The organism is Sheuella amnicola, from assembly GCF_010499255.1.
Lineage (GTDB): Bacteria > Pseudomonadota > Gammaproteobacteria > Burkholderiales > Burkholderiaceae_B > Zwartia > Zwartia amnicola.
Genome location: NZ_JAAGRN010000005.1, coordinates 245823 through 258548 on the forward strand (window position 1 = coordinate 245823; position 12726 = coordinate 258548).

General features: G+C 51.8%; 13 protein-coding genes. 3 read left to right on the forward strand and 10 right to left on the reverse strand.

What is annotated here, in order from left to right:
- Positions 1–8: 8 nt before the first annotated feature.
- The 8 genes from waaC to G3I67_RS09380 form a co-directional block, all read right to left on the reverse strand.
- Positions 9–980, reverse strand: coding sequence for a lipopolysaccharide heptosyltransferase I (gene waaC, locus G3I67_RS09345; RefSeq protein ID WP_163654583.1), 972 nt, complete (start codon positions 978–980; stop codon positions 9–11).
- A 6-nt stretch (positions 981–986) separates the two neighbouring features.
- Positions 987–1913, reverse strand: a complete 927-nt coding sequence (rfbD, locus tag G3I67_RS09350) for a dTDP-4-dehydrorhamnose reductase (protein WP_163654585.1) — start codon at positions 1911–1913, stop codon at positions 987–989.
- Between the two features lie 24 nt (positions 1914–1937).
- Entirely contained in the window at positions 1938–2714 is a 777-nt protein-coding gene (locus G3I67_RS09355) for a sulfite exporter TauE/SafE family protein (RefSeq protein WP_163654587.1), read from the reverse strand.
- Entirely contained in the window at positions 2714–3694 is a 981-nt protein-coding gene (locus G3I67_RS09360; RefSeq protein WP_163654589.1) for a Bug family tripartite tricarboxylate transporter substrate binding protein, read from the reverse strand. Before G3I67_RS09360 ends, G3I67_RS09355 begins: the two co-directional genes overlap by 1 nt.
- Positions 3695–3742: 48 nt before the next feature.
- Positions 3743–4558 carry an enoyl-CoA hydratase gene (locus G3I67_RS09365; protein ID WP_163654591.1) on the reverse strand — a complete coding sequence of 272 codons (816 nt, stop codon included), beginning with the start codon at positions 4556–4558 and terminating at the stop codon, positions 3743–3745.
- A 2-nt stretch (positions 4559–4560) separates the two neighbouring features.
- Entirely contained in the window at positions 4561–5388 is an 828-nt protein-coding gene (locus tag G3I67_RS09370; protein WP_235931830.1) for a FadR/GntR family transcriptional regulator, read from the reverse strand.
- 209 nt (positions 5389–5597) lie between these two features.
- On the reverse strand, positions 5598–6626 hold the full coding sequence (locus G3I67_RS09375) for a Bug family tripartite tricarboxylate transporter substrate binding protein (protein WP_163654593.1): 1029 nt from the start codon (positions 6624–6626) through the stop codon (positions 5598–5600).
- 6 nt (positions 6627–6632) lie between these two features.
- On the reverse strand, positions 6633–7670 hold the full coding sequence (locus G3I67_RS09380) for a Bug family tripartite tricarboxylate transporter substrate binding protein (RefSeq protein WP_163654595.1): 1038 nt from the start codon (positions 7668–7670) through the stop codon (positions 6633–6635).
- 183 nt (positions 7671–7853) lie between these two features.
- On the opposite strand from G3I67_RS09380, the gene G3I67_RS09385 reads away from it, so the two are divergent.
- Complete coding sequence (locus G3I67_RS09385) at positions 7854–8630, forward strand: enoyl-CoA hydratase/isomerase family protein (RefSeq protein ID WP_163654598.1); 777 nt, start codon at positions 7854–7856, stop codon at positions 8628–8630.
- A 27-nt stretch (positions 8631–8657) separates the two neighbouring features.
- The gene (locus G3I67_RS09390; protein WP_163654600.1) at positions 8658–9236 is read left to right on the forward strand and encodes a carboxymuconolactone decarboxylase family protein; all 579 of its coding nucleotides are present in this window, start codon (positions 8658–8660) and stop codon (positions 9234–9236) included.
- Here G3I67_RS09390 and G3I67_RS09395 read toward each other — a convergent pair.
- Positions 9233–10012, reverse strand: coding sequence for an IclR family transcriptional regulator (locus G3I67_RS09395; RefSeq protein ID WP_163654602.1), 780 nt, complete (start codon positions 10010–10012; stop codon positions 9233–9235). The genes G3I67_RS09390 and G3I67_RS09395 overlap by 4 nt on opposite strands.
- A 301-nt stretch (positions 10013–10313) precedes the next feature.
- Here G3I67_RS09395 and G3I67_RS09400 point away from each other — a divergent pair, with 301 nt between their 5' ends.
- Positions 10314–11243, forward strand: coding sequence for a tripartite tricarboxylate transporter substrate binding protein (locus tag G3I67_RS09400; RefSeq protein ID WP_163654604.1), 930 nt, complete (start codon positions 10314–10316; stop codon positions 11241–11243).
- Here G3I67_RS09400 and G3I67_RS09405 read toward each other — a convergent pair.
- Entirely contained in the window at positions 11199–12578 is a 1380-nt protein-coding gene (locus tag G3I67_RS09405) for a leucine-rich repeat-containing protein kinase family protein (RefSeq protein ID WP_163654606.1), read from the reverse strand. The two genes, G3I67_RS09400 and G3I67_RS09405, sit on opposite strands and share 45 nt — an antisense overlap.
- Between the last annotated feature and the right edge of the window lie 148 nt (positions 12579–12726).

A 12726-nucleotide genomic window follows, 5' to 3' on the forward strand; every position in this document is an offset into this window, starting at 1 on the left:
TTTATCTTTTATCCGGTCGCCAGCGCCTGAGCCACTGCGGCCAACACAACATCACGCGAAGGCGATTGACCGCGATCACCCAAACTTGCAGTAAAGCCTGAACCCACCAAGGGAGTTCTGACAGGCGTCGATGCTTTATAAATCCCAACCGTCGGTCGACCCAAGGCCGCGCACAAATGCGTCAGGCCACTATCCAGACCCACCATCAGTCTGGCTGCCGCCAAACAACGCGCGACCTCGGTCAGATCCATACGCGGCAACACTATTGCATTGGAGCGATGGGCAATCAATGCCTCGGCGCGTGCGACTTCGCCTTTATTGCCGGCCAACAATTTCAATTGCAAACCTTGTTCGGTCAGCACATCGAATACGGCTTGCCAATCTTGCTCAGGCCACAACTTATCATCACGACTTGCCGAGGGCATGATGACGGCATAAGGATCCTCGTGCATACGCAACACGCGTGCCTCAGTCTCGAAGGCCTGCAACCCAAAGTCCGGATCGCCCCCATATTGATATCCGAACGTTGCACCGGCCAGTAAACGTTGACGCGTGACAGCGGGCTGCCAAAACTCGACGCGATGCTTTACATCGTAAAAAAGTGAGGCGAGAGGTTCGCGCGCCGATTTCCAATCCAGGCCATGCTTGACTCCTGTGGCCATCCTCACCAGCCAGACAGACTTCATCAAGGCCTGCATATCCAGCACGATATCGTACTGACGCGCGCGCAAATCCTGCTCAAGCGCGTTTCTTTCCCGGCGCACCTCTGTTGACCACCAGTTACGACGCCAACGGCGATGCGCGACACGGATCACTTCGTTGACCGCAGGATGCCAGGACGGAATTTGCGCAAACGAATCTTCGGCCAACCAATCGATACGGGCATCGGGCACATGACGCGCGATATCCGAAATCGCAGGCAACATATGGACTAGATCACCCAGGGACGATGTGCGAACGATCAGTATTTTTTTGGTCATATGCAATCAGTCTTTTAAAGCCGCTAGCACATCATCCACCCCGACCTGCCAAGACGGCAAAGCGATTCCGAACGTCTCGCGCAGCTTCGCAGTATTCAGCCTTGAGTTCAAAGGGCGCTTGGCCGCCACTGGATAATCTGCGGTTGCAATCGGCGTAATTGATTGCGGCGTCACTTTTAACTTCCAACCCATTTGATCGGCTTTTTCAAATACATAACGCGCATAATCGAACCAGCTTGTTTCTCCGGCGGCAACCAGATGACATGTGCCCCAACGCGTATCTTTCGCATCGATTTGCTGATCGAGCATAATCGCCAGCACCTTGGCAGTAACTCTGGCAATCAACTCTGCGCTCGTCGGCGCACCGATCTGATCGGAAACGATACGCAACGCATCGCGCTCCTGGCCAAGCTTGAGCATGGTCTTCAAAAAGTTACCGCCATGCGCACCGAATACCCAACTGGTCCTGAAAATCAGATGACGGTCGCAGGATGCGGCAACCGCCAATTCACCTTGCAGCTTGGTTGCGCCGTAAACGGACTGCGGGTTTGTCGAATCTGTCTCGACATAAGTGCCCTGCTTTGTTCCATCAAACACATAATCGGTCGAGTAATGCACCAGACAGGCACCCGTCTCTTGCGCAAGCTTGGCCAACCAGCCGGGAACTGAAGCATTCAGAAGCTCAGCTTGCACAGCGTCCGATTCGGCGCGATCAACTGCAGTGTAAGCCGCTGCATTGACAATGACGTCGGGCTGCACTGAGTGAACCAAATCTTTTAACGCAACCGGAATCGCGTCACCCACAGGCAAGCAAGACAAATCAAGTTGCGCACGCGTCAAGCATACAACTTGCCCGAGAGGGGCAAGCGCAGTCTGCAGCGCATAGCCAACCTGACCATTTGCGCCAAACAGCAGAATTTTTCTATTACTCATGAAGCTGATTGTAAGCGTGTCCGCTTAAATCGCCAGTGTCACAAACCCGACCAATAATAAAAACCAGAGCGAAATTCGCTTGATCAGATCGGCGCTTTTCTTAAGTGCCTTGGTGAACAAATACGTTCCCAATACCGTCGAGACAATATAGACGGGCAAAAACGATGCTGTGTACAGAATCTGCGCACGATTAATCAAGTCGTTGTACATGAAATACGCAACCGTCACGATCTGCATCATCGTGAAATACATCATGAAAAACGATCTCAGCACCACCGGCGACAAATCCTTGGCATTGAGCAGATAAAGTACCAGAGGCGGCCCACCCACACCGGCAATCGACGTCAACACGCCACTGGATACACCCACGATCCAATCACCGATCGGACCGCGTTGCCCCTTATATCTCCAGCCATACAGCATGATGGCCGCCAGACCCGCCACCAGCACACCCAACATGCGGCGAATCATACTAGGATCCAGCCACTCGACCAGCCAGGTACCAATCGGCACACCGAACATGGCCGGTAACGTTAGAGAAAACACCAACTTCCAGTCAGTTGTTTTCCATGTTCCGGGCAAAGTCTGAAACGACACCGCAAAGTTCAGCAACAGCAACACCACCACCATGTCCGCGGGTGCCATGAACATACTCAGCACGGGCGCCAGCACCAGCCCGGCGCCAAAACCGGTGAATGACCGGATCGTCCCCGCAAGCAGCACGCCCACGCACATCAAAGCAAACTGGGGAATTGAAGGAAACAACTGATGCCACAACCCGATATCCAGAAAATCAAACATCAATCCGCCTTAATCGGTGTACGCGCCAGCACATTGGCCCACTTGGTCAACTCTGACCGGATGAACGCTTTCAGCTCATCCGGCGTACTGGTCACTGGCGTCGCACCTTCGCCCTCAAACCGTTTGACCAATGCCGGCATCTGCATAGCCTTGACCACGGCCGCATTCAGCGTCGCGACCACTTCGGGCGGAGTGCCCTTGGGCGCCAACAATGCATTCCATGTATTGATCTCGAAGCCTTTTAACACCGGCGTTTCCTGCATCGCAGGTGTGTCGGGCAACTGATTCGATCTTGCCGCAGTCGTGACGGCCAAAGCCTTTAACTTACCCGCTGCGACTTGCGGCATTGCAGCCGGCATTGTCGCGAAGGTGTATTGCGTATCGCCGCTCATGACAGATGTATTGGCCAACGCACCGCCGCGATAAGGAACATGCACTGGATCGATTTTGGCCATATCGGCGAACATCGCACCGGCCAAATGATTCGGGGCGCCATTACCGCTGGATGCATAGTTCAGCATACCGGGATGTTTGGCAGCATAGGCAATCAAATCCTCCACCGTCTTAACGGGCAAGGTCGGACTCGTCACCAACAGCATCGGTATGGACGCAACCATCGAGATGGGCTCGAATCCAGTTAACGGATCGTATCCCAGCGCCTTTTTATACAGAGCCGGATTAATGCCATGGCTTGCCACGGTGGCCATGAACAAGACATAGCCATCCGGCTTGGATGCAGATACATATGCCGCAGCCAGGTTACCGGCGGCACCGGCCTTGTTTTCGATGATGACGGTCTGATTCAGGATTTTCGACAACTGCTCGCCGACTGATCTGGCCAGAATATCGGTTGTCCCACCCGCCGCGTATCCGATCACAATCTTGATCGGTTGAGTCGGATACTGTTGAGCCTGAACGACCGAAGTCGCAATCAGCGCACATGTCACGGCTCGCAATACCCACTTCAAAAGATTAGCCATGACATGCACAACCCGAAACAAAACCGCAAGCTTTCACCGGATACGCCATTACTTGCCGCGGAACACCGGGGCGCGCTTCTCCGCAAAAGCCTTTTTACCTTCCTGGTAGTCTTCACTGGCAAAACAACCCAGCACAAGCTTGGTGATGCCCTCGATGTCCACATGGGGCGGCACCTTCTGAAACTCGCGAATCGCTTTCTTGCCGGCTTGCAAGGTCAAGGGCGCGTTACCAGCGATGACTTGCAGGTACTCGTTCAATCTTGCATCCAGTTCATCTTTGGGCACGACATACTGTACCAAGCCCTTGGCCTGTGCATCTTTGGCCTTGAAGCGCGCTGCAGACAGCATGATGTCCAAAGCCTGGGGCGCACCAACCGTGGTCACCAAATTACGAATCGCCGTCAAACGATATCCCAGCCCCAGCTTTCCTGCCGGTACGGCAAACGAGCTGTCATCCGATGCGAATCGGATATCGCAGCACAGCGAGATATTCAGACCGCCGCCAATGCAATAACCATTGATACGAGCAATAACAGGTTTGACAAAGTTATAGATCGCGTTCTGGGCGTTTTCGCCGACACGCTCATATTCAGCAACCGCATCGGCGGTGGTGCGCAGCTTTTCAAACTGCGAGATATTGGCTCCGCTAACAAATGACTTGTCACCTGCGCCCGTCAATACGACTGCACGGATCTCATCGTCCTTTTCGAACAGTTCGAGCGCCTTGGGCACGCCCACCCACATGTCGTATGACATCGCATTATGGCGACCCGGATCATTAAACGTAATCCAACCGATCGCGCCTTTCTTTTCGACAATCAGGCTATCGGTAATTTCGCCCTGCAACAATCTGGTGGTGGTCATGCTCAAAGGTCTCCAAGTAGTTTTCTGTAACGCGCCATCGCGTTTTCGAGGTGCGTGCGCATAGCATTGCGCGCAGCAAGCGAATCCTGACGCGCGATCGCATCGACGATCAGCAAATGCTCATCGCCCAGCTCTTCAACACGTTCCGTACCCGTGATTCTAAAGCGGAATGTACGCACAGCATTATGAATCACATGGCTGAGGTGCCCCATGATTCGCACAAAGTAAGGATTATTCGCCGCATGCGCAACGGCAAGGTGGAAGTCTACTCCCGAATGCGCAGCCACTTCCCAGTCCTTGGAGTTCTGGTCAACGCGCTTGAGCGCCATCTGCAGATTCTCGAGCTGTGCCTTGGTGCGATGCGTCGCCGCCAGGCCTGCAGCACCCGATTCGATTTCCACGCGCAGTTGATGCACATGAATCAGTTGCGCCAAGTCCAGCAAATCATCATGCGACACCTCAAACGGCCGCATCGCGATGTCCGAACACACGAAGGTACCCACGCCATGACGCGTTTCGACCAGACCCGTCAGCTTGAGCCGCGCAATCGCCTCGCGCACCACATTTCGGCTCACACCGAATTGGGCGCCTAACTCCTGCTCGGTTGGCAGTCGCTGGCCCGGGGCCAGGCTTTCATTCAGGATTCTCGCGCGCAACTGCTGCGCGATTTCGTCCGGAAGATTTTCCGGGCGGCCCAGACTATCAAAAGCCGTCTTGGGCTTGGTTGAATTCAGAGATAGGGACGTTCGGCCGGACGCTGCCCCTCTGCTCGCCAACGGCTGCCTGCGCGCAGTGTAAACGGTAGAGGTCATAAAACTATTAGGGGGCATGGGATGTCTCCAACACAAAGAAGAGCAAATTCTGATTGTGATTATTTTCCAGAATTTGGGAATTAAACTTCGATGTTGGACATCTTACAAGAAAATGACAAAGCGGTTTGAATGACCATTTTATGGGTGTGGTTTAAGACGGGATTTCGGTTCAGACCCGCTCTGGCAGCGGGTCTGGGGGATGTAGATCGGGACTGACTATTCAGGTTTTAGTCAGGTTTTGCACCCGAATCCTGAATCACTTTTTTCCATTTGACTTGTTCGGCCTTGACTTCCTGTGCCATCTCTTGAGGCGTACTGGTCTTGGGGATCATTCCCATGGTAATCATGCGCTCTTGCAATGCCGGATCGGCCATCACAGCTACAACCGCTTTATTCAGCTTGTCGATGACTCCTGCAGGCGTGCCTGAAGGCGCGGTCAAATAATTCACCGCTGTCGCATCAAACCCTTTCAATGTATCCGACACAGGCGGCACATCCGGCAACAAAGGCGATCGTTGAGGCATGGCAATCGCCAATACACGCACCTGGCCGGACTTGATGTACGGCAGATATACCGACAGGCTGTCGATCACCATCTGCAGATTTCCTGCGACCAAATCCTGCACCGCCTGTCCCGTACCCTTGTATGGCACATGCGTGATATCGACTTTGGCGGCGGACTTGAACAGCTCGCCGGCTAGGTGACTGCTAGCTCCAATTCCCGCGCTACCGAAATTGACCTTACCCGGATTCTTGCGAGCGTACTCGATCAATTCGGCGACGTTATTCACCGGCAACTTCGGATTGACCACCAAAACATTCGGAAACCATGACAACCGCGTCACCGGGACTAAATCCTTGTCCGGATCGTAGGGCAGTTTGCTCATCAGATACGGATTGGTGATCTGAGGCCCCGGCGTGGTGTAAAGCAAGGTATAGCCATCGGCCGGCGAATTCGCCACGTAACTTGCACCAATCGTTGCGCCACCGCCCGGCTTGTTCTCGACAATCACAGGCTGACCCAGTTGCTTGGCCAGAGGCTCGCTCAATAACCGGGCTGTCGTATCCGCCGCACCGCCCGGAGCGAACGGAACAACAATCTTGATGGACTTATTCGGATAATCGCTTTGAGCCAGAGCGACGCTCGACGTTGTTGCCAACGCCAATAAAGCGATGGCATTGGCGGCAGCTGCTTTCAACAGCCTCATACCCACCGAAATGCCCTTATTCATGGGATGCGAGATTTGCAAACGCATATTCATCTATTCCACCTTGATATTCTGAGCTTTGATGACGGCACCCCAACGCGCAGCCTCTGCGTCCATGAACTTTTTGTATTCATCGGGTCCCAAGCCCGCAGGAATCAAACCAAACGATTTAAGCTTGTCCTGCACTTCTTTTTCGGACGAAAGTTTCATCAAAGCATCGGCAATTTGTTTGCGTCGCTCTGCAGGGGTGCTAGATGGAACAAAATAGCCAAACCAGCTGCTCGAAATCACGCCTGGCGCCACGCCAGATTCCTCAATCGTCGGCAAATCGGGAGCATCCGCCAAACGCTTTTCGGACGTCACACCCAACGCGCGCAATTTGCCTTCTTTCGCGTAATGAATCGACTGCATGGTGTCAAAAAAGATATTGACCTGACCACCCAGAAAGTCAGTCATCGCAGCACTCGTGCCCTTGTATGGCACATGCAACAACTTGATGCCTGCACTCGTCGCAAACAATTCAGCCGCCAAATGAGGACTTGATCCAAACCCCGTTGAAGCAAACGTCACCTTGCCTGGATTCTTCTTTGCATATTCGACCAATTCTTTCACGGTCTTGACCGGCAAACTATTGTTCACATAAAGAACGTTGGGAGCCAAGGCCACCAGCATCAAAGGACTCAAGTCGGTCGGCTTGTAGGGCAATTCCTTGAATAAAAACGGATTGGTCGCCATGCCTACACTGCCCACCAGCATGGTGTAACCATCCGGCGCAGCCTTGGCGACAATCCCCGCCCCAAGCGTTGCACTGGCACCCGGCTTGTTCTCAACCACAACAGGCTGCGACCAGACATCTTTAAGCTTGGCGGAAAAATAACGCGCAATGTTGTCAGTCAAGCCGCCCGGACCATATGGCACGATGACTTGTACAGGCTTGTCCGGATAGCTTTGTGCCGAAGCATTAGAAGCAAAGGTCGCAAACGTTGCGGATGCAATGACCGCCGCGCCAAGCACGATTGTGTTCAAAGCGCAGTTTGATGTTGTCATATGCTGCCATGCGCGCAGCAATGACCAGGTAGGCTTTTTAGCCATGTTTTGTCTCCCGTTCCACCCGATTGTGATTTTTTGGATATTCTATGTGTGTGAGTATTCAATGCGAACCTTGATCAGACGTCAAGTCTTATTAGGGAAAACGCATAGCATCGCAATCAAATCACCACTACAAACAACAAAAACAAACAGATCACAATTCAATTTTCTAGAGAAACCTGCAGCATGGACAATCTGACACAACTTAAATACGAACTCATCGGACACGTTGCCGTTTTGAGCATGAATAACGCTCCGGTCAACGCGCTATCCAAGACACTCAGCGACGAACTCACTGCCACTCTCGACTACATTTCCGAAATCGATGAAGTGCGCGCAGTCGTGCTGACCGGTGAAGGCAAAGTGTTCTGCGCAGGCGCGGATCTTAAAGGTCGTTCATCTGTCATTAAGGGCCCGGGCGATTTGCCAGCACACTCTCGTCGCACACGAGAATGTTTTCATGCAATCCGCGAATGCGCCAAGCCTGTCATCGTCGCCATCAACGGGCCTGCCCTGGGCGCGGGTCTTGCGATCGCAGCATCTGCGGACATCATCATCACATCGGACAAAGGCTCATTGGCGTTGCCCGAAATCGATGTAGGACTGCTGGGTGGCGGCAGTCATGCAGGACGCTTGTTTCCGCACTCGACAATTCGCCAGATGATGTTTACAGGTGTGCGAATCGGTGCCGATGAGCTGTATCGGCTTGGCGTAGTGACTCAAGTGACAACACCCGAAGAATTGCTGCCAGCCGCAATCGCACTGGCAACCAATATCGCTAGCAAAAGCCCGTTATCGATTCGTCTGGCCAAACAGACACTGAACGCCATCGAAGACATGAGCCTGCGTGACGGCTATCGCTACGAGCAGGACATGACTGCCGCGATCGCCAAAACAGAGGATGCCAAAGAAGCGCAACGCGCTTTTATAGAAAAGCGCGCACCGGTGTTTACGGGCAAGTAACGCGGGTAAGTGACGAAGGAGCTTAACTTGAACCCACCTAAGAATCCCCCAACTCCCCTCCGCTTTCCCGTCATCCCTCCCGAGCAGATGACACCACGCCAGAAGGAAGTTGCCGATACCATTGCGGGCGGTCCACGCGGAGGGTTGCGTGGGCCCTATCTTGCCTTGATTCATCATCCTGAACTGGCCGACAAGCTGCAAGCACTGGGTGGACATCTTCGCTATGGTGCCGCAATTTCGCCAACCAATATCGAAATGGTTATCCTGATCGTGGCGCGACACATGAACTGTCAATATGAATGGTTCGCACATGAGCGAATTGCACGCGATACGACCGACTTGTCGGACTCGATCATCAAATCATTGCAAATCGGTGTGGTGCCGTCCGAAATGAATGATGAGCAAACTACGCTTTATCGTTTTTGCAAAGAGATCATTGCTAAAGGGCAACCTACAGACAGCACATACGAACAAGCCATCAGACACTTCGGACGGGATGGTGTGCTCGACATCATCTCACTGGTTGGCTATTACAGTTTGATCGCTATGGTGTTGAACACTTCGCAAATCCCCTTGCCTCAAGGGGTCAACCCACCACTTTCTTAACCGATGGCCCTGGCCGGAAGTGCTACTACAGATTGATTCATTGCAATTCTCTGACTGACTTCCCGTGCGTTTTCGACCACTACAGGGGCAAAATCCTTAAATCGATCCGCACTGATTAATTTGTTGGAAGCGACCAGCGCAAGGCTACCCAAGACCTCGCCTTCAGCATTGAACAATGGGGAGGCAATGGAAATAATGCCCACGTTGTAATCGGCCACTGACATCGAATAGCCCGACTGTCTGATTTGCTTCAAAGAAGCCTTGAAAGCATCCCAGTCTCCTCCCAAACCGACAGATGCAATCGACTCAGCATGTTTGGCGTACAAAATGCGCAATTGATGCATGGGCAAATGTGCAAGGATCGCCTTGGCCGACGCACCCGCGACAAGCGGGCGTCGCTGACCGCGATTAAATAAGCCATCCGGCACATCCCGACCGCGCGCTTGTTGCACGCACATGATCGTGTCACTAAACAGAATACATAGCAAAGAACTGTGGCCGGTATCGTGAGTCATGCGTTGGCCAATCGGAGAACCAGCGATATAAACCGGGTCACTTTCGCGCGAAACCCGGTCAAGTTCCATGATCCGAGGCCCCAACACGTAGGAGCCATTCGCAACCCTCGCAAGATAACCCGCACTATGTAATACCTTTAGGTATCGGTAGCACGTTGATGCGGGCGCCCCAAGATTTTGTATCAAATCCTCAGAAGACCAAATCGGCTGTTCCGTCGTAAAGACATCCAGCAAGCCCAGCATTTTTTCAAGACTACTCATTTTTTGCGGCTACCCTACTCGCGGTCATTACAAAAGTCGACCATCATCGCAACCATCATAGCCTTATCGTGAAAAGTGGCAAATTTAGGCCGTTATTAGCCTAGGATCAAAATATAGCCATCCGAATATTAAAAAATTAATACTAAATTAATTATAGTTTCTCATAATAAGAGAGTTCTTATTACAGCAATCAAAAATTACAAACTATCCTCTCTGATGCTCAATAAAAATCATGACCGGAGCCCATGAGATGAGGTTTTTTCATTGGGGGAGAATACTTGTTGCCCTCAGCATGCTAGCAATGACGTCGAACATTGTTCACGCACTCACTCATGATGCCTGGCCATCCAAACCAATCCGGCTGATCGTTCCCTTCGCACTCGGCTCCTTTACCCACACAGCCGCTCGTAGTGTCGGAGCCGAGCTAACTGCCCTGCTAGGGCAGCCAGTACTTGTTGAAGCTAGGGCCGGCGCAGGTAGTTTCTTAGGAACCGATGTCGTTGCCAAGGCGGCTCCAGACGGATATACGTTTTTAGTGACAGACAACTCTTTTGCCGTCACTGCAATACTGCACGATCGACCTTCTTATTCACTGAAAGATTTTACTCAAGTATCACTGATAGCCGACGCACCGGCGGTCCTGGTTGCTCGCCCAACCCTGGCGGCCAGCACCCTGAGTGAAGTTGTCGAACTTGCTCGCAAGGAGCCGGGTCAATTGACGTTTGGATCTGGCGGAACGGGATCTTCAGCGCATTTGGCGATGGAAGCCTTTTTGTTGAAATACAAACTGGAAATGACGCATGTACCATTCAAAGGGGTTGCTGCGGCAATATTCGATGTATCGGCGGGTCGAGTTGACTTGGCCATTAGCAGTATCGGATCAACTGCAGGCTACATCAAAGACAGTCGTTTACGCGCTTTGGCCGTTACAGGTGCAAAACGTCTAGATGTTTTCCCCGACATCCCGACCTTTGCAGAAGCGGGTTTTCCAAACTACGACATGATGTACTGGTTTGGTCTGATGGCCCCGGCAGGCACTCCTGCCGAGATTGTTAATCGTATGCAAAAAGCAATTGCGAAAGCGATTGACTCAGAAAAAGTCAAAGAGATTTTTGTGGGCTCAGGCGTTCGTCCAATCGCGACAACGCCCGAGGCCTTTGCCCAAATAGTTCAAAACGAAACTAATCTATGGTCGGAAGTCATTCATCGAGGAAAGATTAAGGCGGAATAATTCTTGAACGATGTCCTCAAAAGTAGGACGTCGTTCAAGATTGATATCCAAACAGGCATCCCGCAAGAGGGACAAATCAGTTTCATGCGTCATGTCCGCGCACTTCATTCTTTGCAGCAGCTCCTCCAACAAACAACCAAACGCGCGCACTTCAATTTTTTCTAACACAAGTCGTTGCTTTTTATCCGTCGGCTTAAAGCATGCCGCACCAAAATCCCCTAATAACGCATGGCCATACTGACCAAGCAAAATATTGTGCGCATATAAATCGCCATGCATAATCCCGTTTGCGTGCAACTGCTTAGCGACTCTCGCCATACCCGAAGCGATATGCTTGACTTCAGACGGACTAAATTGAATATCAGCGGCATACACATCCCGGGTGCATGTTTCAAAACTGGGCGGCCCCGCCAAATTACGATAACTTGGATCAACCAAAGACATCACCAGACCGTTGGCATTTTCGGGATGCCCGTCAATTTTGCCTAATACTTCGATCAGATTTGGATGCACGCCTGCTTTCATGCAGGCTGCCATTTCGCTCACGGGCAAGCCATCACTCGTGATTTCGCCTTTAAAAAGTTTGACGGCCACCGGTATAGACTTGTCTATGCCCTGAGCATCTTTCGACAATTGCATTTGTGCGCGATAAATCACGCCGGAAGCACCCTCGCCAAGTTTTTGCTGCAGACTCAACAAAGACCAAGGGATGTGTTTGACAGGCGTTTCCTGCAAAGCAATTTGCTCATCCTGTGCGCAAAACGGGTTACCCGAATAACTTATCCATGACAGCCGTGGCAGGTTTAATAATTCAAAAGGGAATACCTCAAACCTATTGGCAGCAATACGAATCAATTCAAGATTCGTCGATGCGCTTAAGTCAGGCAAGGCTTTCAACCTGTTGCCTGCAATCATCAGCTTTTGCAAACGAGGCCGCTGGCCCAACTCTGCCGGCAAAGATTCAATCTGATTACCGGTCAAAATCAACCAGCGCAATAAAGGGGGTAATGACTGGCCAGGCACATGCGTGATTGGATTATTTCTAAATCCCACCATGCTCAATGATTTGCATTTTCCCAATACCGTGGGCAGCTCGGTGAATTGATTAAACGCGCAAAACAGGACTCTTAATTTGTGTAATTCTGGCAGTCGATCGGGCAGCTCTGTAAGTGCGTTACCCGACAAATCCAGAATCTCCAGCGTGTCAGCTAGCTCAAAGAGCTCTGAGGGAAATTCAGTCAGGCCACAAGACATTTGCAGACGGGTCGCCTGCGCCAACTGGCCGGATCGGATCTGTTCTTTTAACTGCTCTAGTGACTGTATGGTTGCATTCATAAGAGAAAGGTTAACAAATTCCCGAAATCCGATGATCTACCTGGATATCCTACAATTGAGACACTTAATAGAGCCATATACTCAAGGCTCATGCTAGATAGCCACATCGAATTATCTCTATAGCTGTTGAATACATTAATAATCACCG

Bases quoted from the DNA above. Each gene is read 5' to 3' on its own strand.
- waaC (WP_163654583.1), bottom strand. From the start codon at position 980: ATGACCAAAAAAATACTGATCGTTCGCACATCGTCCCTGGGTGATCTA.
- rfbD (WP_163654585.1), bottom strand. From the start codon at position 1,913: ATGAGTAATAGAAAAATTCTGCTGTTTGGCGCAAATGGTCAGGTTGGC.
- G3I67_RS09355 (WP_163654587.1), bottom strand. From the start codon at position 2,714: ATGTTTGATTTTCTGGATATCGGGTTGTGGCATCAGTTGTTTCCTTCA.
- G3I67_RS09360 (WP_163654589.1), bottom strand. From the start codon at position 3,694: ATGGCTAATCTTTTGAAGTGGGTATTGCGAGCCGTGACATGTGCGCTG.
- G3I67_RS09365 (WP_163654591.1), bottom strand. From the start codon at position 4,558: ATGACCACCACCAGATTGTTGCAGGGCGAAATTACCGATAGCCTGATT.
- G3I67_RS09370 (WP_235931830.1), bottom strand. From the start codon at position 5,388: ATGCCCCCTAATAGTTTTATGACCTCTACCGTTTACACTGCGCGCAGG.
- G3I67_RS09375 (WP_163654593.1), bottom strand. From the start codon at position 6,626: ATGCGTTTGCAAATCTCGCATCCCATGAATAAGGGCATTTCGGTGGGT.
- G3I67_RS09380 (WP_163654595.1), bottom strand. From the start codon at position 7,670: ATGGCTAAAAAGCCTACCTGGTCATTGCTGCGCGCATGGCAGCATATG.
- G3I67_RS09385 (WP_163654598.1), top strand. From the start codon at position 7,854: ATGGACAATCTGACACAACTTAAATACGAACTCATCGGACACGTTGCC.
- G3I67_RS09395 (WP_163654602.1), bottom strand. From the start codon at position 10,012: ATGAGTAGTCTTGAAAAAATGCTGGGCTTGCTGGATGTCTTTACGACG.
- G3I67_RS09400 (WP_163654604.1), top strand. From the start codon at position 10,314: ATGACGTCGAACATTGTTCACGCACTCACTCATGATGCCTGGCCATCC.
- G3I67_RS09405 (WP_163654606.1), bottom strand. From the start codon at position 12,578: ATGAATGCAACCATACAGTCACTAGAGCAGTTAAAAGAACAGATCCGA.